The 19,399-nt window shown below is 71.9% G+C and carries 19 protein-coding genes; 7 read left to right on the forward strand and 12 right to left on the reverse strand.

Translation table 11 applies throughout. The features are described 5' to 3' along the window. Positions 1-43: 43 nt before the first annotated feature. From dapA to N8K70_RS11660, 5 genes are read right to left on the reverse strand one after another with little or no spacing between them, the layout of a single operon-like run. The gene (gene dapA, locus N8K70_RS11640) at positions 44-1,021 is read right to left on the reverse strand and encodes a 4-hydroxy-tetrahydrodipicolinate synthase (RefSeq protein ID WP_317138504.1); all 978 of its coding nucleotides are present in this window, start codon (positions 1,019-1,021) and stop codon (positions 44-46) included. A gap of 44 nt (positions 1,022-1,065) precedes the next feature. Then, the gene (locus tag N8K70_RS11645; protein WP_317138505.1) at positions 1,066-1,578 is read right to left on the reverse strand and encodes a dihydrofolate reductase; all 513 of its coding nucleotides are present in this window, start codon (positions 1,576-1,578) and stop codon (positions 1,066-1,068) included. 3 nt (positions 1,579-1,581) lie between these two features. Beyond that, complete coding sequence (locus N8K70_RS11650; RefSeq protein WP_317138506.1) at positions 1,582-2,391, reverse strand: thymidylate synthase; 810 nt, start codon at positions 2,389-2,391, stop codon at positions 1,582-1,584. A 35-nt stretch (positions 2,392-2,426) separates the two neighbouring features. Beyond that, entirely contained in the window at positions 2,427-2,933 is a 507-nt protein-coding gene (locus N8K70_RS11655) for a DUF4395 domain-containing protein (RefSeq protein WP_317138507.1), read from the reverse strand. After that, a complete protein-coding gene (locus N8K70_RS11660) occupies positions 2,926-3,363 on the reverse strand; it encodes a thioredoxin family protein (RefSeq protein WP_317138508.1) in 438 nt (145 codons plus the stop codon). The genes N8K70_RS11655 and N8K70_RS11660 overlap by 8 nt, the downstream gene beginning before the upstream one ends. A gap of 149 nt (positions 3,364-3,512) precedes the next feature. Here N8K70_RS11660 and N8K70_RS11665 point away from each other — a divergent pair, with 149 nt between their 5' ends. Further along, positions 3,513-3,935, forward strand: coding sequence for an OsmC family peroxiredoxin (locus N8K70_RS11665; RefSeq protein WP_317138509.1), 423 nt, complete (start codon positions 3,513-3,515; stop codon positions 3,933-3,935). 5 nt (positions 3,936-3,940) lie between these two features. Further along, positions 3,941-4,840, forward strand: coding sequence for a TIGR01777 family oxidoreductase (locus tag N8K70_RS11670; protein ID WP_317138510.1), 900 nt, complete (start codon positions 3,941-3,943; stop codon positions 4,838-4,840). 7 nt (positions 4,841-4,847) lie between these two features. Here the strand turns inward: N8K70_RS11670 and N8K70_RS11675 are convergent, their stop codons facing one another. The 5 genes from N8K70_RS11675 to N8K70_RS11695 all read right to left on the reverse strand — a co-directional run bounded on the left by N8K70_RS11675 (position 4,848) and on the right by N8K70_RS11695 (position 10,437). Further along, the gene (locus N8K70_RS11675) at positions 4,848-5,321 is read right to left on the reverse strand and encodes a tetratricopeptide repeat protein (RefSeq protein ID WP_317138511.1); all 474 of its coding nucleotides are present in this window, start codon (positions 5,319-5,321) and stop codon (positions 4,848-4,850) included. After that, entirely contained in the window at positions 5,318-6,118 is an 801-nt protein-coding gene (locus N8K70_RS11680; RefSeq protein WP_317138512.1) for a 4-hydroxy-tetrahydrodipicolinate reductase, read from the reverse strand. Before N8K70_RS11680 ends, N8K70_RS11675 begins: the two co-directional genes overlap by 4 nt. Before the next feature lie 32 nt (positions 6,119-6,150). Next, positions 6,151-6,753, reverse strand: coding sequence for a histidine phosphatase family protein (locus tag N8K70_RS11685; protein WP_317138513.1), 603 nt, complete (start codon positions 6,751-6,753; stop codon positions 6,151-6,153). 137 nt (positions 6,754-6,890) lie between these two features. Next, entirely contained in the window at positions 6,891-7,976 is a 1,086-nt protein-coding gene (locus tag N8K70_RS11690) for an aldo/keto reductase (RefSeq protein ID WP_317138514.1), read from the reverse strand. 184 nt (positions 7,977-8,160) lie between these two features. Continuing rightward, complete coding sequence (locus N8K70_RS11695) at positions 8,161-10,437, reverse strand: polyribonucleotide nucleotidyltransferase (protein WP_317138515.1); 2,277 nt, start codon at positions 10,435-10,437, stop codon at positions 8,161-8,163. A gap of 417 nt (positions 10,438-10,854) precedes the next feature. Here N8K70_RS11695 and N8K70_RS11700 point away from each other — a divergent pair, with 417 nt between their 5' ends. The 5 genes from N8K70_RS11700 (at position 10,855) to N8K70_RS11720 (ending at position 17,386) form a co-directional block, all read left to right on the forward strand. Then, on the forward strand, positions 10,855-12,018 hold the full coding sequence (locus tag N8K70_RS11700) for a glycosyltransferase family 4 protein (protein WP_317138516.1): 1,164 nt from the start codon (positions 10,855-10,857) through the stop codon (positions 12,016-12,018). 191 nt (positions 12,019-12,209) lie between these two features. Then, positions 12,210-13,319, forward strand: a complete 1,110-nt coding sequence (chvE, locus tag N8K70_RS11705) for a multiple monosaccharide ABC transporter substrate-binding protein (RefSeq protein WP_317138517.1) — start codon at positions 12,210-12,212, stop codon at positions 13,317-13,319. Between the two features lie 81 nt (positions 13,320-13,400). After that, positions 13,401-14,927 (forward strand): multiple monosaccharide ABC transporter ATP-binding protein, encoded by a 1,527-nt coding sequence (gene mmsA / locus N8K70_RS11710; protein WP_317138518.1) that lies wholly within the window; start codon positions 13,401-13,403, stop codon positions 14,925-14,927. Positions 14,928-14,932: 5 nt separating this feature from the next. After that, positions 14,933-16,129, forward strand: a complete 1,197-nt coding sequence (gene mmsB / locus N8K70_RS11715; protein ID WP_317138519.1) for a multiple monosaccharide ABC transporter permease — start codon at positions 14,933-14,935, stop codon at positions 16,127-16,129. 45 nt (positions 16,130-16,174) lie between these two features. Then, positions 16,175-17,386: an ROK family transcriptional regulator gene (locus tag N8K70_RS11720; RefSeq protein WP_317138520.1), complete on the forward strand. Its 1,212-nt coding sequence runs from the start codon at positions 16,175-16,177 to the stop codon at positions 17,384-17,386. An 87-nt stretch (positions 17,387-17,473) separates the two neighbouring features. Here N8K70_RS11720 and N8K70_RS11725 read toward each other — a convergent pair whose 3' ends face one another. Both N8K70_RS11725 and N8K70_RS11730 read right to left on the reverse strand, forming a co-directional pair. Then, positions 17,474-18,109, reverse strand: coding sequence for an FMN reductase (locus N8K70_RS11725; protein WP_317138521.1), 636 nt, complete (start codon positions 18,107-18,109; stop codon positions 17,474-17,476). Then, positions 18,106-19,323: an LLM class flavin-dependent oxidoreductase gene (locus N8K70_RS11730; protein WP_394357835.1), complete on the reverse strand. Its 1,218-nt coding sequence runs from the start codon at positions 19,321-19,323 to the stop codon at positions 18,106-18,108. Before N8K70_RS11730 ends, N8K70_RS11725 begins: the two co-directional genes overlap by 4 nt. Between the last annotated feature and the right edge of the window lie 76 nt (positions 19,324-19,399).

The raw sequence follows: 19,399 nt of genomic DNA on the forward strand, positions 1-19,399 counted from the left end.
GTTGTTCGGTGTTGTCACAGCGGCCGGCGCCGCTGCGGAAGCGTCAGCGCGTCGCGCCGGGCACCTTGGGCAGCGCGCCGCCGGCGGCCGCGTTGCGGTCGGGGCGGAAGTTGGAGAAGTCGACGCCGTCGACGCCCTTCACGAGCGCCAGCTCGTCCTCGATGATCGCGGCCTCCCACTCCTCCGGGCCCACGAGCGGCAGGCGCACGCGGGGGCTGGAGATGCGGCCGAGGCCGTGCAGGACGTACTTGGCCGCGACCGTGCCGGGGACGTGCGTCATGACGGCGCGCACGAGGGGCTCGAGCTTCTTGTGCTGCGCGGTGGCCGCCGCGAGATCGCCGCGGTTCACCGCGTCGACGATCGTGCGGTACGGGCCGGAGACGATGTTCGCCGTCACGCCGATGAGGCCCGTCGCGCCGATCGCGAGCTCGGGCAGCGCGTTCGCGTCGTCGCCCGAGAAGTACAGCAGATCGGTCTGGTTCAGGACGCGGCTGACCTCGCTGAGGTCGCCCTTGGCGTCCTTCACGGCGAGGATGTTCGGGTGCTTGGCGAGACGCAGGATGGTCTCGTACCGGATCGGCACGCCCGTGCGGCCGGGGATGTCGTAGAGGATGACCGGGAGGTCGGTCGAGTCGGCGATGAGGCGGAAGTGCGTGAGGATCCCGGCCTGCGTCGGCTTGTTGTAGTACGGCGTGACGATCATGATGCCGTCCGCGCCCGCCTTCTCGCTCTTCTGGTAGAGGGCGATGGCATGCGCCGTCTCGTTCGAGCCGCCGCCCGTGATGATCTTCGCGCGTCCCGCGGAGACGTCCTTGCCGACCTCGACGAGCCGCAGCTTCTCGGCGTCGGTGAGGGTCGAGGTCTCCCCCGTCGTGCCGGTGACGACGATGCCGTCGGCGCCCTGCCGGATGCACGCGTCGATGTGCTTCTCGACGCCGGGCCAGTCGACCTCGCCGTCGGCCGTCATGGGGGTGACGAGCGCGACGAGAACCTGTCCGAAGGGATTCCCCGTGTGCGTCATGGAGTCAAGGCTATCGTCTCGGAGGGCGCTCCGCCCACGACGCGTCAGGCGGCAGCGCGGCGGTACACGAGGAACCGGTAGCGCGTGCCGGTGCGGCTCGTGAGCCATGCGTCGCGATCGGCGGGGTCGGAGCGCACGACCTCCCACTCGTCCCCGATCTCGGGGGCGTAGGCGTCGCCCTCCGCGTCGGTGTCGACCTCGGTCACCCACAGCTCGTCGGCGACGCCCATCGCCTGCCGGTAGATTTCGGCGCCTCCGATGACCCAGACCTCGTCGTCGATCGCCGCCGCGGCGCGCAGCCCGTCCTCGAGGGTGTGGACGACGATCACGCCGTCGGCCCGGAAGGCCTCGTCCCTCGTCACGACGATGTTGGGACGATCCGGCAGCGGCCGGAACCGCTCGGGGAACGACAGCCAGGTCTTCCGTCCCATCACGACGGGGAGCCCCGTCGTGGCGCGTTTGAAGAACGCCGTGTCCTCGGGCAGCTGCCACAGCATGCCGCCGTCGCCGCCGATGGCGCGCGTGCGGGACTGCGCCCAGATCGAGCGGATCGTCACGGGTCAGACCGCGACGGCCGCGCGGATGGCCGGGTGGTGCCGGTAGTCCACGACCTCGACGTCCTCGTAGGAGTAGTCGAAGATCGAGGCGGGCTTCCGCGCGAGGCGGAGCGACGGGTACGGGAAGGGGTCTCGCGAGAGCTGCTCGGCGACCTGCTCGCGGTGGTTGTCGTAGATGTGGCAGTCGCCGCCCGTCCAGACGAACTCCCCGGGCTCGAGGCCCGTCTGCTGCGCCACCATGAGGGTCAGCAGCGCGTAGGAGGCGATGTTGAACGGCACGCCGAGGAAGAGGTCGGCGCTGCGCTGGTAGAGCTGGCAGCTGAGCCTGCCGTCCGCGACGTAGAACTGGAACAGCGCATGGCACGGCGGCAGGGCCATGTCGTCGACCTCCGCCGGGTTCCAGGCCGTCACGATGTGACGGCGGCTGTCGGGATTCGTCTGGAGCTGGGAGACGACCTTGGCGATCTGATCGATGCCCTCGCCCGTGGGCGTCGGCCACGAGCGCCACTGCACGCCGTAGACGGGGCCGAGCTCGCCGTCCTCGTCGGCCCACTCGTCCCAGATCGACACGCCGTGCTCCTGCAGCCAGCGCACGTTGGACTCGCCGCGCAGGAACCAGAGCAGCTCGTACACGACCGACTTGACGTGCACGCGCTTCGTGGTGATGAGCGGGAAGCCCTGCGCGAGGTCGTATCGCAGCTGCCGCCCGAAGACGCTCGTCGTGCCCGTGCCCGTGCGATCGTCCTTGTGCACGCCGTTCGCGAGCACGTCGCGCAGCAGGTCTTCGTAGGGTGTCGGGATGGCGCCGGTCATGGTGTCCAGGCTAGTCCGCGAACGCCCCGGACGGCTCAGGCGGCTCGCTGCCGGCCGACGATCCCCGCGCGCTGGAGCAGGAGATAGATCTGGCAGCCGAGGCAGTACCCGAAGGCGCCGTTGAGGAACGCCGCGACGAACGCCGCGGCCGCCGCGACGGGAAGCGCCCAGGGCACGCCGGCGAGGTGGAGCAGGAGGCCGACGCCGGTCACGAGCAGGCCGACGCCCTGCGCGAAGCGCGGCGGACGCGGGTCCTCGAGCTCGGCGGGCGGCTGCAGCCGCGGGCGGACGGACCTGCGGAACAGCACGCCCCACGGCGCGGTCCCCGGCGATACGACGCCCCAGAGGAAGAGCAGCGCGACGACGAGGACGGCCACGAAGCCCGGGTCGGCGGCACGCTGCGCGAGCGACGCCTGCCCGGCCGCGGGCGAGACGCCGACGAACGACAGGAAGGTCGCGACGAGGAGGAGCACGCTCGTGATCGACGCCGCGAACCGTGGGCTGCGCGGGTCGATGCCGGCGGGCGACGGGCTCTCAGGCATGGATGGTCCCTTCGATGCGGTCCAGCTCGTCCGCGACCGTGGAGCGTGCGGGCGCCCCGGCGATGCGGGCACGCGGGACGCCGTGCTCGTCGAGCATGAGCGTGGTGGGGGTCTGCAGCACGTGGAAGCGCTGCGCGAGGTCCGGCCGGTGCGTGAGGTCGACGTCGACGTGCACGACGCCGTCGCGACCGCCGGCGATGCCGGCCAGGAGGCGCCGCGTCGCGGGGCACTTCGCGCACAGCTCCGTGCTGAACTGCACGATGGTCGCCCGCTCGCCGAAGGCGCTCGGCGGGAGCGCGAGCTGGTCCGGTGTCAGGGCGCCCGCGCGGACCGTGCGAGCCCGTCCGTCCCCGCGCCGCAGCAGCACGCCGACCACCGTCGCGACGAGGACGATCGCGACGAGGAGGACGAGAGCGAGGAGAGGAGACATCGAGGCGATGATACGACCGGCAGGGCCGCCGGGGCGCCGGAAGGCCGAATATGACGCGGATCCGCCCCGCGCAAGCCCGTTCCGTGCGTCGGACGCCGCGGATAGGCTGACCGCTGACCGCCCCACCGCGAATCGCACGGAGGACCGACATGACCGTCACCAGCGAGGCCAGCACCGTCTGGACCGGCCCCCTCCTCGAGGGATCGGGCACCGTCTCGTTCTCCTCGGGCGTCGGGGCGTTCCCCGTCGACTGGAAGGCGCGCAGCGAGGGGTCCGCCGGCACGACCACGCCCGAGGAGCTCATCGCCGCGGCGCATGCGTCCTGCTTCAGCATGGCGCTCTCGAGCGCCCTCGCCCGGAACGGCACCCCGCCGGAGAGGATCGACGCCACGGCGTCGGTCACGTTCAAGCCCGGCACCGGGATCACGGGCAGCCACCTCAACGTCAGCGCGGTCGTCCCGGGCCTCGGCGCCGGGGCGTTCCAGCGGATCGCGGAGGACGCCAAGACCGGCTGCCCGGTCTCGCAAGCGCTCGCGGGGGTCGAGATCTCCCTCGAGGCCGTGCTCGCGTGACGCCGATGACGGGCTCGACCCTGTCCCGCGTCGTCGTGGCCGGCTCATCCGGCCTCATCGGACGCGCGCTCGTCGACGACCTGCGCGCCTCGGGCGTCGACGTGACGCGGCTGGTCCGCAGAGCGCCCTCCGCCCCGGACGAGGTGCGCTGGCTCGACGCGCCGAGCATCGACCCCGCCGTCCTGGCCGGTGCCGACGCGGTCGTGAACCTCTGCGGGGCGAGCGTCGGGCGTCTGCCCTGGACGCCGGGGTACCGCAGGGAGCTCCGCGCCTCGCGGCTGACGCCGACGCGCGTCCTCGCCCGCGCGATCCGCCAGCTCGAGGAGCCTCCCCTGTTCGTCTCCGCGAGCGCGGCCGGCATCTACGGCTCGGCACCGGGACGCCGGCTCGCGGAGGACGCCGGACCGGGCGACGGCTTCCTGGCAGAGCTCTGCCGGGACTGGGAGGAGGCCGCCCGGGAGGCCGGCGACCGCGTCGCCTCGCTGCGCACGGCGCCCGTCGTCCATCCCGGCGCGGTGCTGAAGCCCCTCATCCCCCTCGCGCGGCTCGGCGCCGCCGGCCCTCTCGGCCCGGGAGACCAGGTCTGGGCCTGGATCTCGCTCGACGACGCCGTCGGCGCCGTCCGGCACGTCCTCGAGCATCGCCTCACGGGCCCGGTGAACCTCGCCGGCCCGGCCCCCGTCACCGCGAGCGGGTTCGTCCGCGCGCTCGCCCGCCGGCTCCGGCGCCCGTTCTGGCTCCCGGCTCCCGCGTGGGGCGTCCGCGCCCTGCTCGGCCGCGACTTCGCCGACGCCATGCTGCTGTCCGACGCCGACGTCGTGCCGGCGGTGCTGCAGGGGTCGGGCTACGCGTTCGCGCAGAAGTCCGTCGAGACGGCGATCGCCGCAGTCGTCCCCGCGCCCTGAGCGCGGATCAGCGCGCGGCCTCCGCGGTCGACTCCGCGCCCTCGAGCCGGATGGCCTCGCGGACGGCTCCACGGGCGCGCCGGGTGTCGCCGGCGGCGGAGTAGGCGAGGCTCAGGCGGTACCACGCACGCCAGTCGCCCTCGTCCCGCTCGACCTGCGCACGGTACTTCGGGAACAGGGCGTCGCCGTCCGCGCGCGTGATCCTGCCGGTCGGCGAGGCGCCGACGACGTCGGTCGGGAGCCCGCCCTCGTGCTCGAGACGGCGGGCGAGCCGCTCCGCGCGCCACCCGAACCACAGCTCCCGGCCGAGCCCCCAGAGGGCGATGAGCGGGAGCACGATCATCGCGGCGCCCATGACGACGAGCACCGGCTGGCGCGTGGAGATGCCGATGCCGAGCGCGGCCACCGCCTTCTGCCCGACGACGACGATGTAGAGGAGGAGGAGGGCCGCCATCACGACGACGCCGACGCGGGTCCTCATGATCCGGCCGCGGTCTCGGCCCGCGCCAGGGCGTCGTCGGACGGCTGTGCGACGGCCGCCGCAGGGACTCCGATGCCGATGTCGATGAAGCTCTCCAGGCCCACCACGACGCCCCGTGCACGAGCGGCGTGGGCGACCGCGATGCGGATGCCCGGCGTGTACGCGGCGGCGGAGTCGACCGTGTCGTGCACGAAGGAGAGCGACTCGCCGGCCCCGGAGAGGATCGCCTCCTGGCGCGCGATGACGCCGGGGCGCCGGAGGGAGTGGACCGGGACGCTCGCGACCTGCTGGCCGCGCGCACGCTGGTCGACGTGGGGCGCCTCGACGGGTGTCGCGCGGGCGGCCGCGATGAGCTCGGCCGTGCGCACCGCCGTGCCGCTGGGCGAGTCGATCTTCGTGTCGCGATGCGCCTCGACGATCTCGGCGAACGGGAAGAACGGCGCCGCCGCCGCGGCGAGCGCCGTGCCCAGCACGGAGCCGAGCGAGAAGTTCGGGATGAACACGGCACCCGTGCCGGCGGCGGCGATGAGCGGGCGCACGAGGGCGAGGCGCTCCGACGACCATCCGCTCGTGCCGACGAGCACGTTGACGCCGCGCGCGGCCGCGGCGCGCACGACGTCGATGCTCACGGCGGGCGTGGAGGCGTCGATCACGAGACCCGCCCCGTCCAGCTCCGAGAGGTCGCTGCGGGAGCCGAGCACGGCCGTGACCTCGAAGCCGTCGAGGTCGTCGACGACCCCGCGGATGATGCCGCCGAGCTTGCCGGTGCCGCCGACAAGGGCCACGCGTGTCGTCATGCGTCCATCCTAGGCGCGCCGCTCCCGCCGCCTCAGACGGGGCTCGTCTCGGGGAGCCCCGTGCGCAGCTCGAACGGCAGGTGCGCGAGGTCGTTGTAGGCGACGAGGTTCCACGGCCGCCCCTGGCGCTGCGAGATGATCGTGAGACCGCAGTTCGCCTGGTTCAGGGTCATCCAGCGCCAGTCGGGGGCGCCGAGGACCTCGCGCACGAGCCAGGCGATCACGAAGTTGTGCGTGATGAGCAGCTCGTGGACGTCGCCGTTCCTGCGCACGAGGAACTGGTTCACCGCGTCGGCCATCTGCGCCTTGCCCGCCTCGATCTGCTCGTCGGTGATTCCGCCGAAGAACGACTCGAACACCGCGGGCGTCTCATCGGTCATGCCGGTCGGGACGCAGTCGAACAGCAGGGCGTGCGGCACCGGCTCGACCGCGGGCATCCGCTCGGCGATGATCCGGGCCGTCTCGGCCGCACGGACGAGGGGCGAGTGCCAGACGTCGTCGAACGGCACGCCGGACAGCCTGTCGGCGAGGAGCGACGCCTGCCGCTCGCCGCGCGCCGAGAGCGGACCGTCCTCGAGCCCGTGCTCGGCGTATTGATGCTCACCGTGCCGGACGAGGTAGATGTAGTGCGTCACTCCCGCTCCCGTCTCGCGCGGCCGGTCCGTGTCGCCGCATGGGCGGACCGCGCGGGCCCGTCCACCCTATGACACCGGCGAGCGCGATTCCGAGGCGGTTACGCCGACGGCGGAACTCTGCTACGCGGTGCGTCCGCTCAGTCGGCGGCCCTGGCCAGCTCCGCGCGATGCGCCCGCCCGAGGAGCACGCCCACTCCCCGCATCAGCTCGTCGACGTGCGCCGGGGTGAAGGCGTTGACGATCGGCGCGACCACCCCGCGCTGCGCCAGCAGCCAGGCGATCGCGACGGCGGCATGGGGCAGCTCCAGCTCGGCCGCGACCGTGTCGAGCGCTCTCAGCACCTTCGTCCCGCGGCGGTTCATGAGCTTCGACAGCTGCTCGGCGCGCACCGAGTGGCCGATGCCGAGACGCGAGCGGTGGACCCCGGAGAGGAAGCCGTGCCCGAGCGCATGCGACGGCGTGACGGCGAGCCCCTGGGCCCCCGCGACGAAGCGCAGGTCGCCCTCGTAGTCGGCGCGGCGCATGAGGCTGTAGGGGATGTCGATCGCCTCGAGCCGGGGATAGCCCGCCGAGGAGAGGATGCGCGCCTCGACGAGCTGATCCGCCGCGAGGCCGTAAGCCCCCACGGCGCGGACCTTCCCCGTCTCGACGAGCCACTCGGCCGTGGCGAGCGCGTCCTCGAGCGAGCCGGGCGGCGAGCTCGACGCGTCCAGGTAGAGCACGTCCATGCGGTCGGTCGCGAGGCGCTCGAGCGAGGCCTCGACCGCGCGGACGAGGTTCACCGAGCCGAGCCCCGGGTTGTCGGGGTGCCCTCCGACGCGCACCGCGAGCACGATGTCGTCTCGCACGCCGCGCGACGCCGCCCACTGCCCGAGGATGAGCTCGCTGCGGCCGGCGCCGAAGCTGTCGGCCGTGTGCAGCGCGTTGCCGCCGAGCTCCGCGTAGTGGTCGAGCACGGCGAACGCGGCCGCCCGGTCGATGTTCCAGCCGAACTCCGCGCCCCCGAGCATGAGCGGGAAGACGTCGATCCCGGAGCCGCCGAGGGGCGCACGCACCCCCGCGCCGACGCCGGGGCCGACGGCGGGAAGCGGCGCCGACGGATGACGATCGGCGCCGATGCGGATCGCCTGCGTCGGCGCCGCCGCCGACGCGAGGCGGGCGGCCTCGTCGAGGTCGCGGACGGGCGAGGCATCGGGCCGCTCGCGCGGTGAACCTGCATCCATGTCGCTCCTCGCCGAGGGTGCGACGAAGACCCGCGTCCCCCGAGGTCCCATTGAAGCGGATGACGGACGGTGCACGGCGGAGGCCGCGATAACTCTTTCATCACGGGCGCGGCCACGGGCTCCCGCGGACGCGCAACGGCCCGGCCGCACGATGTGCGACCGGGCCGTTGCGCGAGCCGTCGGATCAGGCGTCGACGGGAACCTCGTCGGACGTCTCGACGGCCGGGGCCGCGTCCTCGTCGACGATCTCGAGCGACAGCTTTCCGCGGTCGTCGACCTTCGAGATGCGCACGAGGATCTTCTGACCCACGCTCACGACGTCCTCGATGGCCTCGACGCGCTTGCCGCCGTTGAGCTTGCGCAGCTCGGTGACGTGCAGCAGGCCGTCCTTGCCCGGGAGCAGCGAGACGAACACGCCGAACTTGGCGATGTTGACCGCGGTGCCGAGGAACTGGTCGCCGATCTCCGGGTTGGTCGGGTTGGCGATCGCGTTGACCGAGGCGCGGGCGGCCTCGGCCGAGGGCCCGTCGACCGCGCCGATGTACACGGTGCCGTCGTCCTCGATCGAGATCTGGGCGCCCGTCTCGTCCTGGATGGAGTTGATCGTCTTGCCCTTGGGGCCGATGAGCTCGCCGATCTTGTCGACCGGGATCTGCACGCTGATGACGCGCGGAGCCGTGGGAGCCATCTCGTCGGGGGCGTCGATCGCGGCGTTCAGGACCTCGAGGATGCGCAGACGCGCGTCCTTCGCCTGGGTCAGCGCACCGGCGAGCACCTCCGAGGGGATGCCGTCGAGCTTGGTGTCGAGCTGGATCGCCGTGACGAACTCGCTCGTCCCCGCCACCTTGAAGTCCATGTCGCCGAGCGCGTCCTCGGCGCCCAGGATGTCGGTCAGCGCCGCGTAGCGGGTCTGGCCGTCGACCTCGTCGGAGACGAGACCCATCGCGATGCCCGCGACGGGAGCGCGCAGCGGCACGCCGGCGCTGAGCAGCGACAGCGTCGACGCGCAGACCGAGCCCATCGAGGTGGAGCCGTTCGACCCGAGGGCCTCGGACACCTGACGGATGGCGTAGGGGAACTCCTCGCGGCTGGGGAGCACGGGCGCGAGCGCGCGCTCGGCCAGGAAGCCGTGGCCGATCTCGCGACGCTTGGGGCTTCCCACGCGGCCGGTCTCGCCGGTCGAGTACGGCGGGAAGTTGTAGTGGTGCAGGTAGCGCTTGTGCGTCACCGGCGAGAGCGAGTCGATCTGCTGCTCCATCTTGAGCATGTTCAGCGTGGTGACGCCCAGGATCTGGGTCTCGCCGCGCTGGAAGATCGCCGACCCGTGCACGCGCGGGATGACCTGCACCTCGGCGTCGAGCGGGCGGATGTCCGCGAGACCGCGGCCGTCCATGCGGACGCCCTCGGCGAGGATGCGCCCGCGGACGATCTTCTTCGTGACCGACTTGTACGCCGCGCCGAACTCGAGCGGGGCGGCGGCGGGAAGATCTCCGGCCTCCGTCCTCTCCACGAGGGCGGCCTTGACGCGGGCCTTGACCTCGTCGTCCGCGCTCTGGCGCTCCTGCTTGTCGGCGATCCGGTAGACCTTCTCCAGGTCGTCCTGCGCCGCCGCGGCGACGAAGTCGTAGGTCTCCTGGCTGTACGGCGGGAAGACCGGGAACTCCAGCGGGGCCTTCGACGACTTCGCGGCCATCTCGGCCTGCGCCGCGACGAGCTGCTTGATGAACGGCTTGGAGGCCTCGAGGCCCTGGGCGACGATCTCCTCGTTGGGCTTGGTCGCGCCGGCCTTGACGAGGTTCCAGCTCGCCTCCGTGGCCTCGGCCTCGACCATCATGATCGCGACGTCCTCGGAGCCGTCGGCCCCCTGGACGACGCGGCCCGCGACGATGAGGTCGAAGACGGCCGACTCGAGCAGCTCGGCGTTGGGGAACGCGACCCACTGGTCGTCGTTCCCGGCCTGGCCGGGGATGAGGGCGAGGCGCACGCCGGCGATGGGGCCGGAGAAGGGCAGGCCCGAGATCTGCGTCGACGCCGATGCGGCGTTGATCGCGAGGGCGTCGTAGAACTCGCCCGGCGCGATCGAGAGCACCGTGACGACGATCTGGATCTCGTTGCGGAGGCCGTCGACGAACGACGGGCGCAGCGGACGGTCGATGAGGCGGCACACGAGGATGGCCTCGGTGGAGGGGCGGCCCTCCCGGCGGAAGAACGAGCCGGGGATCTTCCCGGCGGCGTACGAGCGCTCCTCGACGTCGACCGTCAGCGGGAAGAAGTCGAAGCCCTCGCGGGGGTTCTTCGACGCGCTCGTCGCGGAGAGCAGCATCGTCTCCTCGTCGAGGTACGCGGCGACGGCGCCCTGCGCCTGCTGCGCGAGACGGCCCGTCTCGAAGCGGATTGTGCGGGTGCCGTAGCGGCCGTTGTCGAGAACGGCCTCGGCGGCGGTGATTTCAGGACCTTCCAAGAGGTCTCTCCTTCTTTGTTTAGCCTCGTCCGCCCGTGTGACGGGCGAGGTTCATGCGAAGGAGCGGGAACAGGCAGATATAGGCCGCATGGCCGGAACCGAGGCCTCGCGCTCACCTGCGCTGGCCACCAGGAGAAATCCACCGGGCGCCGCGCGCCCGGGAGACCACTTCAGGGGACCAGCTTCCTGCCAGCCTGCTCCATGTCGTGTTGAGTTGCGGGCCGCACGTCCGCGCGGCCCACCCCACCCTATCAGCGTCGCCCTCGGAACCGCCTGACATCGCGCGGGCGTCCGGTGCGGGCGCCCGGGGCCCGACAGATGGCGCCCCGCTGAACGCGTCCGGACATCCGGTGAACATCGCGGGAACGGGCGTCCGGCGGGCATCCGCCGCGGTCGCGCCGCCGCCACCCTGGAGTCGTGAGAGTCGCGCTCTTCGCCGAATCCTTCCTCCCCCACATGAACGGGGTCACGAACTCCGTCCTCCAGGTGGTGCGCCATCTCGAGGCGGCGGGGCACGAGACGCTCGTCGTCGCGCCGGGCACGGCTCGCCGGAGGCCGGACGCCGCGGAGGGGCGCACGACGCTCGTCCCCTCCTTCCCACTCCCCTCCTACCCCGATGTGCGCATCGCGCTCGCCCCCGCCCGGCGCGTGCGCCGGATCCTCGAGGGCTTCGAGCCGGACGTCGTGCACCTCGCGTCGCCGTTCGTCCTGGGCTGGCAGGCCGCCGTGACCGCCGACGCCCTGCGCGTCCCGACGGTCGCGGTCTATCAGACCGACGTCGTCTCCTACACCGAGCGGTACGGCGTGCCGGGTGCGGCGTCGGTCGCGGCGGCCCACGTCGCGCGCCTGCACAGGCGCTCCACTCTCACCCTCGTCCCCTCGTCGGCCGCGCAGGCACAGCTCGAGGGCCTCGGCGTCGGCCGTCTCCGGCGCTGGGGGCGCGGCGTCGACGCCGAGCGCTTCTCCCCCGCGAGACGTTCCGAGAGCTGGCGGGCGCGGGTCGCTCCCGGCGAGCGGATCGTCGGCTACGTCGGGAGGCTCGCCCCCGAGAAGCAGGTCGAGGACCTCCGCGCGGTGAGCGACATCCCCGGGGCGCGGCTCGTCATCGTCGGCGACGGCCCCGAGCGAGCGCGGCTCGAGCGCCTGCTGCCCGGCGCCGTGTTCACCGGCTTCCTCGGCGGCGCCGACCTCGCGGAGGCGCTCGCGAGCTTCGACGTCTTCGTGCACCCGGGCGAGAGCGAGACGTTCTGCCAGACGGTGCAGGAGGCGCTCGCGAGCGGCGTCCCCGTCGTCGCGACGGGTCGCGGCGGCCCCGTCGACCTCGTGCGGAGCAGCGTGGACGGCTGGCTCTACCGCCCCGGCGACCTCGGCGATCTGCGCGGTCGCGTGACGGACCTCCTCGGCGACGAGTCCAAGCGGCGCTCGTTCGGCGCCGCGGCGCACGCGCGCGTCCGCTCCCGCACGTGGGCCGCGCTCACGGCGCAGCTCGTCGGCCACTACCGCGACGCCCGCACGGCGGGCGCCGCCGTCACGGCGCGCGTCGCGGCCGGACCGAGACCAATTCGTTATTTGTTTGAGTAGAGAACAAATAGCGGCTGCGATATGTTCGCGGCGTCGGCACAATAAGCCGGCGACCGGTGAGAGCGTGAACGACGGGGTGGCGCCCCGTCTCCGGCGCCAGTGGAGGCGCGGAAGGCGGCGGGCCCCTCCGACCGGCGGCGCGACGTCGCCGCCGGTTCGTCACGCGCATTTCAGAGAGGAAACGCACCACCATGACGAACAAGAAGCTCCTCGCGCTCGGGGCGAGCGCGGCGCTCGCGCTCGGCCTCGTCTCCTGCGCGTCCGGCGGCGGAGACGGCGGAGACGACGCTCTCGCCGACTGCAACGTCGGCATCTCGATGCCCACCCGCTCGCTCGAACGCTGGATCAACGACGGAGAGCAGCTCAAGGCCCTGCTCGACGACGCCGGATGCACGACGGACCTGCAGTACGCGGACAACCAGGTCAACCAGCAGATCAGCCAGATCCAGAACCAGATCGCCGGCGGCGCCAAGATCCTCGTCATCGCCGCGATCGACGGGGAGGCGCTGGGACCGGTCCTCGAGGAGGCCGCGGGGCAGGAGGCCACGGTGATCGCCTACGACCGGCTCATCAACGGCAGCGAGAACGTCGACTACTACGCGACCTTCGACAACTACCAGGTCGGCCAGCTGCAGGGACAGTTCATCATCGACCAGCTCGGCCTCGACGACGGCGAGGGGCCCTTCAACCTCGAGCCGTTCGCCGGCAGCCCCGACGACAACAACGCCGCGTTCTTCTTCGGCGGAGCGTGGGATCTGCTGCTGCCGTACGTCGAGGGCGGTCAGCTCGTCGTGCCCAGCGGCCGCGCGCCCTCGAGCTCGGCGGGATGGGCGAGCATCGGGATCCCGGGCTGGGCGTCCGACGACGCTCAGGCGGAGATGGACAACCGGCTCACCTCCTTCTACACGGGCGGCGAGCGCGTCGACGTCGTGCTGTCGCCGAACGACAGCCTGGCGCTCGGCATCGAGGCGTCCCTCCGCTCCGCCGGCTACACGGTGGGCGAGGACTGGCCGATCGTCACCGGACAGGACGCCGACGTCGCCAACGTCCAGGCCATCCTCGCGGGAGAGCAGGCGATGACCGTGTGGAAGGACACGCGGGCCCTCGGCAACCAGGTGTTCGAGATGATCCAGTCGATCGACGCCGGCGAGGAGCCCGAGATCAACGACACCGAGACCTACGACAACGGGGTGAAGGTCGTGCCCTCGTACCTGCTCGAGCCGGAGGTGGTCGTGGCCGACGACGTCGAGAGCAAGCTCGTCGACTCCGGCTTCATCGACGCCGACGATCTCGGCCTCTGAGGCGACGGCCGGCATCCCGCGCCGACCGCGGGATGCCGGCGCCCCCTGTCACGGCAGCAACGACGCAACGAAGGAGGACGGATGAGCGACGACCTCATCCTCCGGATGGTCGACATCACGAAGGAGTTCAGCGGAGTCAGGGCGCTCGACGGCGTCTCGCTCGACGTGCGGCGCGGCGAGGTCCACGCCGTCTGCGGCGAGAACGGCGCGGGGAAGTCGACGCTCATGAAGGTGCTCAGCGGCGTGCACCCCGTCGGGAGCTTCGCCGGCACGATCGAGTTCGAGGGCCGCCCCGCGGCGTTCAGGAGCATCAACGACAGCGAGGCCGAGGGCATCGTCATCATCCATCAGGAGCTGGCCCTGAGCCCGCACCTGTCCGTGGCGGAGAACATCTTCCTCGGGAACGAGGTCGCCACCCGCGGCGTCATCGACTGGAACAGCACCAATCGGGAGGCGGCGAAGCTCCTGGAGCGCGTGGGCCTCGACGAGAACCCCGCGACGCGCATCTCCGAGCTCGGCGTCGGCAAGCAGCAGCTCGTGGAGATCGCGAAGGCCCTGTCGAAGCGCGTCAAGCTCCTCATCCTCGACGAGCCGACCGCCGCGCTCAACGACGAGGACTCCGGCCACCTGCTCGATCTCATCGATCAGCTGCGCGCCCAGGGCATCACCTGCATCGTCATCTCCCACAAGCTCAGGGAGGTGATCCGGATCGCCGACACCATCACCGTGATCCGCGACGGCAGGACGATCGAGTCGATGCCGAGGGAGGAGGCGACCGAGGCGCGGGTCATCCGGGCGATGGTCGGCCGCGACCTGCACAGGATGTTCCCGCCCAGGGAGCCGCGGATCGGCGACGAGCTGTTCCGCGTCGAGAACTGGACGGTCCACCATCCCCTCGATCCCGGGCGGGCCGTCGTCGAGGACGCGAGCTTCGTCGTGCGGGCGGGCGAGATCGTCGGCTTCGCCGGTCTGATGGGCGCGGGCCGCACGGAGCTCGCGATGAGCGTCTTCGGCCGCTCGTACGGCACGAACATCAGCGGCCGGGCGTACAAGAACGGCCGCGAGATCCAGCTCCGCACCGTGCGGGAGGCCATCCGCAACGGCCTCGCGTACGCGACCGAGGACCGCAAGCGCTACGGGCTCAACCTCATCGGGGACATCACCGTGAACGTCTCGGCGGCCGCCCTCGCGCGTCTCGCGCGGTTCGGCGTCATCGATCCCCACCGCGAGTACAAGGTCGCCGAGAGCTATCGCCAGAAGATGAACATCAAGGCGCCCACCGTCGCCTCCCTCGCGGGCGAGCTCTCGGGCGGCAACCAGCAGAAGGTCGTCCTGAGCAAGTGGATCTTCGCGGGCCCCGACGTGCTCATCCTCGACGAGCCCACGCGAGGCATCGACGTGGGCGCGAAGTACGAGATCTACGGCATCATCAACGAGCTCGCGGCGCAGGGGAAGGCGATCGTCGTCATCTCCTCGGAGCTGCCCGAGGTCATCGGCCTCTCGGATCGCATCTACGCCATCTCCGAGGGGCGCATCACGGGCGAGGTCGCCCGCGCGGACGCCACCCAGGAGACCCTCATGCACTACATGACCGCCGGAAGGAACTGACCACCGTGAGCAACGCATCCGCATCCGCGCGCCGGAAGCTCCCGAAGATCACCATCAGCCTGCGCCAGTACGGCCTGCTCGCCGCGCTCGTGGTCATCGTCGCGCTGTTCCAGGCGCTGACCGACGGCCGGCTGCTCATGCCCGGCAACGTCAACAACCTCATCCAGCAGAACGCCTACGTGCTCATCCTCGCGATCGGCATGGTCATGGTCATCATCGCGGGCCACATCGACCTGTCGGTCGGCTCCGTCGTCGCGATGGTCGGAGCGGTGACGGCGATCGCGATCGTGCACTGGGCCCTGCCCTCATGGGTCGCCGTGCTCCTCGGGCTCGCGGTCGGAGCGCTGATCGGCGCCTGGCAGGGGTTCTGGGTCGCCTTCGTCGGCATCCCCGCCTTCATCGTGACGCTCGCGGGGATGCTCCTCTTCCGGGGGCTGACCCTCGTCCTGCTCACGGGAGGCACCATCGGCGGCCTGCCGCGCGACTTCACCGCGATCGGGGCGGGCTGGCTCCCGCCGGCGCTCGGCGAGATCGCCGGCGGCCGCGACGTGCTGACGCTCGTGATCGGGGCGCTGGCGGTCGCCGGCCTCGTGGCGCGGCAGGCGCGCACGCGCGCGACCCTGCGCCGGCTCGAGCTGCCCCGCGAGGGCGACCTGACGTTCTGGGGGAAGACCGCCGTCGCGGGCGTCGCGATCCTGCTGCTCGCGTGGCTGCTCGCCGGCTACAGCGGCACGCCGATCATCCTGCTGATCCTGGCCGTGCTCATCCTCGTCTACACCTTCGTCCTGAACCGCACGGTGTTCGGGCGGAGGATCTACGCCATGGGCGGCAACCGCTTCGCCGCCGGGATGAGCGGGGTGAACACCCGCTGGGTGGACTTCTTCATCTTCGTGAACATGGGGCTGCTGGCAGGCCTCGCGGGCGTCGTGAGCACGGCCCGCGCCGGAAGCGCGGTCGCGAGCGCCGGGCAGAGCTTCGAGCTCGACGCGATCGCGGCGGTGTTCATCGGAGGGGCGGCGGTCACGGGCGGCATCGGCACCGTCATCGGCGCGGTCATCGGCGGCCTCGTGATGGGCGTGCTCAACATGGGGCTCTCGATCCTCTCGGTCGACGCCGCATGGCAGATGACCATCAAGGGGCTCGTCCTGCTGCTGGCCGTCGCGTTCGACATCTTCAACAAGCGTCGAGGCGCCGCGCGTTAGCATCTGCTGTGCGACCCCTCCCCCACCGCTCCGAGGACAGCGACCGTGGCGCAGCCGACCATGACGGATGAGCGGGCCGGCGGAGCCCTCCAGCCCGCCGCCGCGTCCACGAACGCGCACGTGCGTCAGCGGAACCTGTCGACCGTGCTCGGCATCCTCCATCACGACGGCCCGCACTCGCGCGCCGAGCTGGTGCGGCGCACCGGCCTCACGCGGTCGACGATGACGGTGCTGACGGCGGAGCTCATGGAGATGGGTCTCATCCGCGACGGACCGGCGCGGGGAGGGTCCGGCCGCGTCGGACGCCCCGGCGTGCTCGTCGAGGCGAACCCGGAGGTGGCCGCGGTGGCGGTGCATCCGGAGTCCGACGCGATCACCGTCGCCGTCGTCGGCCTGGGCGGGGGCGTCCTGCGTCGCGTGCGCTACGACACGCCCGCCCCGGCGTCGGCGCGCGAGACCGTGCGCGTCGTCCGCTCGATCGTCGACGGGATGAGCGCGGACCTCGAGCGCGACCACAGGATCGTCGGCGTCGGCGTGGCCGTGCCCGGCCTCGTCCGCTCCCGCACGGGCAGGGTGCTGCTCGCGCCGCACCTGGGCTGGCGCGACGAGAGCATCGCCGAGGCCCTCTCGAAGAGCCTCGGGCGGTACGTCATCGCCGCGAACGACGCGAGCGTGGGCGCCCGGGGCGAATCGGTGTTCGGCGCGGGGCGAGGAGTGCGCAACATCGTCTTCGCCAACGGCACGTCGGCCGGGATCGGCGGCGGGGTGATCATCGGCGGGGAGGTGCTGAACGGCACGGAGGGCTTCGCGGGCGAGCTCGGCCACACCGTCGTCGACAGGAACGGCGCCCGCTGCCACTGCGGACGCCGGGGCTGCCTCGAGGCCGAGGTCAGCCTGCAGCGCCTGCTCCCGCACCTCGCCCGCACGCACATCGACGAGGACGAGCTGGACATCGCCCTCGGCCTCTCGCGCGACCCGGCGCTCCTGGCCGAGGTGTCGCGCCAGGCCGAGCTGCTGTCCGAGGCGCTCACGGACTTCGTGAACCTCTTCAGCCCCGACATGGTCGTCCTGTCCGGCTATCTCGGCAACCTGCTCTCCGTGAGCAGGGAGCGCCTGACCGATGCGGTCCGCGTCCATCCGGTGGGCGGGGAGACGCGATCCGTGCGTCTCGAGCGGTCGAAGCTGCGTTCGTCCCTCATGCTCGTCGGAGCCGCGGAGCTCGTGTTCGCGGACCGCGTGCTCCCGGTCACGGGCTGAGCGGCTCGGCGCCGACGGCGCCGTCCGAATGGCGGAATCGACCCGGCTCCCCTGTCGGACCGTGATGACGTCGTCCGAAGGCGTCGGTCAGCCGTCGCCGAGGAGGGACTCGAAGGAGGAGCCGCCGCCGAGATAGGTCTCGGGGTCGTACGGGTCGGCCCTTCGGCGCTCGCCGCGGCCGGCGATCGCGTCCGCCAGCTCTCGCGCCCCGCGGTCGACGCGCTTCTGCAACGGGGCGACGGCGTCCGCGCCCTGCCCCCAGTCGTCGGACGCCGCGAACACCCCCGTCGAGACGGGCTCGGCGTGCAGGTACGTGAACATCGGGCGGATGGCGTAGTCGATCGCGAGGGAATGCCGCGCCGTCCCCGCCGTCGCGCCGAGCAGCACGGGCGTGCCCTCGATCGCGTCGCGGTCGAGCACGTCGACGAACGACTTGAAGAGCCCCGAGTACGACGTCGAGAAGATCGGCGTCACCGCGATGAGCCCGTCGGCGGACGCCACCCGTTCCATGACCTCCGCGAGCGGCCTCGGCGCGAAGCCCGTGAGCATGTCGTTCACGATGTCGTGCGCGTGGTCGCGCAGCTCGAACACGGAGACCTCCGTCTCGACCCCGCGGGACGCCAGGTCGTCGACGACGGCCTTCGTCAGGCGATCGGCGAGCAGCCGCGTGGAGGAGGGATCGGAGAGCCCCGCCGAGACGACGACGAGGCGCCTGGCCGTCATCGCCCGTCGCCCCTGCCGGCCGCCGCGCCGAACGCCGAGCCCGGCGCGGACGCCGCGCCGTCGGTGTCCTGGTAGGGCGAGCCGCCCGTGACGTTGTCGCCCCGGTTCGCGTTGGGCCGCGGCTGCCGCGGCTCGGCGTCGCCGTACTTCGCCCTCACGCGCGCCGCGTGCGTCGGGGCGTCCGGGACGTTCGCCGGCCGGTTGCGGGCGAGCTCCTCGCGGAGCACGGGCACGACGTCGGCGCCCAGGAAGTCGATCTGCTCGAGCACCGTCTTGAGCGGGAGCCCCGCGTGATCGGTCAGGAACAGCTGGCGCTGGTAGTCGCCGAACGTGTCGCGCATCGACGCGTAGCGGTCGATCACCTGCTGCGGCGAGCCCACCGTCAGGGGCGTCATCTCCGTGAAGTCCTCCATCGAGGGCCCGTTGCCGTAGACGGGGGCCGCGTCGAAGTACGGGCGGAACCGATCGACCGCGTCCTGCGAGCTCTTCGCGATGAAGACCTGGCCGCCGAGGCCGACGATCGCCTCCTCCGGGGCCCCGTGTCCGTAGTGGGCGTAGCGCTGGCGGTACAGGTCGATGAGCCGCTGGTAGTGCTCCTTGGGCCAGAAGATGTTGTTCGCGAAGAAGCCGTCGCCGTAGTAGGCGGCCTGCTCGGCGATCTCGGGGGTGCGGATGGAGCCGTGCCAGACGAAGGGCGCGACGTCGTCGAGGGGACGCGGCGTCGAGGTGAATCCCTGAAGCGGCGTGCGGAACTTGCCCTGCCAGTCGACGACGTCCTCCGACCACAGCCGGTGGAGCAGGTTGTAGCTCTCGATCGCGAGGGGCAGTCCCTGACGGATGTCCTTGCCGAACCACGGGTAGACGGGGCCGGTGTTGCCGCGGCCCATCATGAGGTCCATGCGCCCGCCCGAGAGGTGCTGCAGCATCGCGTAGTCCTCGGCGATGCGCACGGGGTCGTTCGTCGTGATGAGCGTCGTCGAGGTCGAGACGACGAGGCGCTCGGTCTGCGCCGCGATGTAGGCGAGCGTCGTCGTGGGCGAGGACGAGAAGAACGGCGGATTGTGGTGCTCTCCGATCGCGAACACGTCGAGCCCCGCGTCCTCCGCGTGCTTGGCGATCGTCACGACGTCGCGGATGCGCTCCGCCTCGCTCGGCGTGTGTCCGGTCGTGGGGTCGCGCGTGATGTCGCTCACGGACATGAGTCCGAACTGCATCCCGGCCCGGGGGGTCGTGTCGCTCATCAGTGCCTCCGATTCCGCGCGCGGACGCCCGCTCGCCGTTCCATGCGAA

The sequence above is a fragment of the Microbacterium sp. AB genome, from assembly GCF_032878875.1.
In the GTDB taxonomy this organism is placed as follows: Bacteria; Actinomycetota; Actinomycetes; order Actinomycetales; family Microbacteriaceae; genus Microbacterium; species Microbacterium betulae.

Coding starts and splice junctions, on each gene's coding strand:
- N8K70_RS11730 (WP_394357835.1), bottom strand. CDS start 19,323: ATGCAGTTCGGACTCATGTCCGTGAGCGACATCACGCGCGACCCCACG.
- N8K70_RS11655 (WP_317138507.1), bottom strand. CDS start 2,933: ATGCCTGAGAGCCCGTCGCCCGCCGGCATCGACCCGCGCAGCCCACGG.
- N8K70_RS11725 (WP_317138521.1), bottom strand. CDS start 18,109: ATGACGGCCAGGCGCCTCGTCGTCGTCTCGGCGGGGCTCTCCGATCCC.
- mmsA (WP_317138518.1), top strand. CDS start 13,401: ATGAGCGACGACCTCATCCTCCGGATGGTCGACATCACGAAGGAGTTC.
- N8K70_RS11665 (WP_317138509.1), top strand. CDS start 3,513: ATGACCGTCACCAGCGAGGCCAGCACCGTCTGGACCGGCCCCCTCCTC.
- N8K70_RS11690 (WP_317138514.1), bottom strand. CDS start 7,976: ATGGATGCAGGTTCACCGCGCGAGCGGCCCGATGCCTCGCCCGTCCGC.
- N8K70_RS11675 (WP_317138511.1), bottom strand. CDS start 5,321: ATGAGGACCCGCGTCGGCGTCGTCGTGATGGCGGCCCTCCTCCTCCTC.
- dapA (WP_317138504.1), bottom strand. CDS start 1,021: ATGACGCACACGGGGAATCCCTTCGGACAGGTTCTCGTCGCGCTCGTC.
- chvE (WP_317138517.1), top strand. CDS start 12,210: ATGACGAACAAGAAGCTCCTCGCGCTCGGGGCGAGCGCGGCGCTCGCG.
- N8K70_RS11670 (WP_317138510.1), top strand. CDS start 3,941: ATGACGGGCTCGACCCTGTCCCGCGTCGTCGTGGCCGGCTCATCCGGC.
- N8K70_RS11660 (WP_317138508.1), bottom strand. CDS start 3,363: ATGTCTCCTCTCCTCGCTCTCGTCCTCCTCGTCGCGATCGTCCTCGTC.
- N8K70_RS11680 (WP_317138512.1), bottom strand. CDS start 6,118: ATGACGACACGCGTGGCCCTTGTCGGCGGCACCGGCAAGCTCGGCGGC.
- N8K70_RS11650 (WP_317138506.1), bottom strand. CDS start 2,391: ATGACCGGCGCCATCCCGACACCCTACGAAGACCTGCTGCGCGACGTG.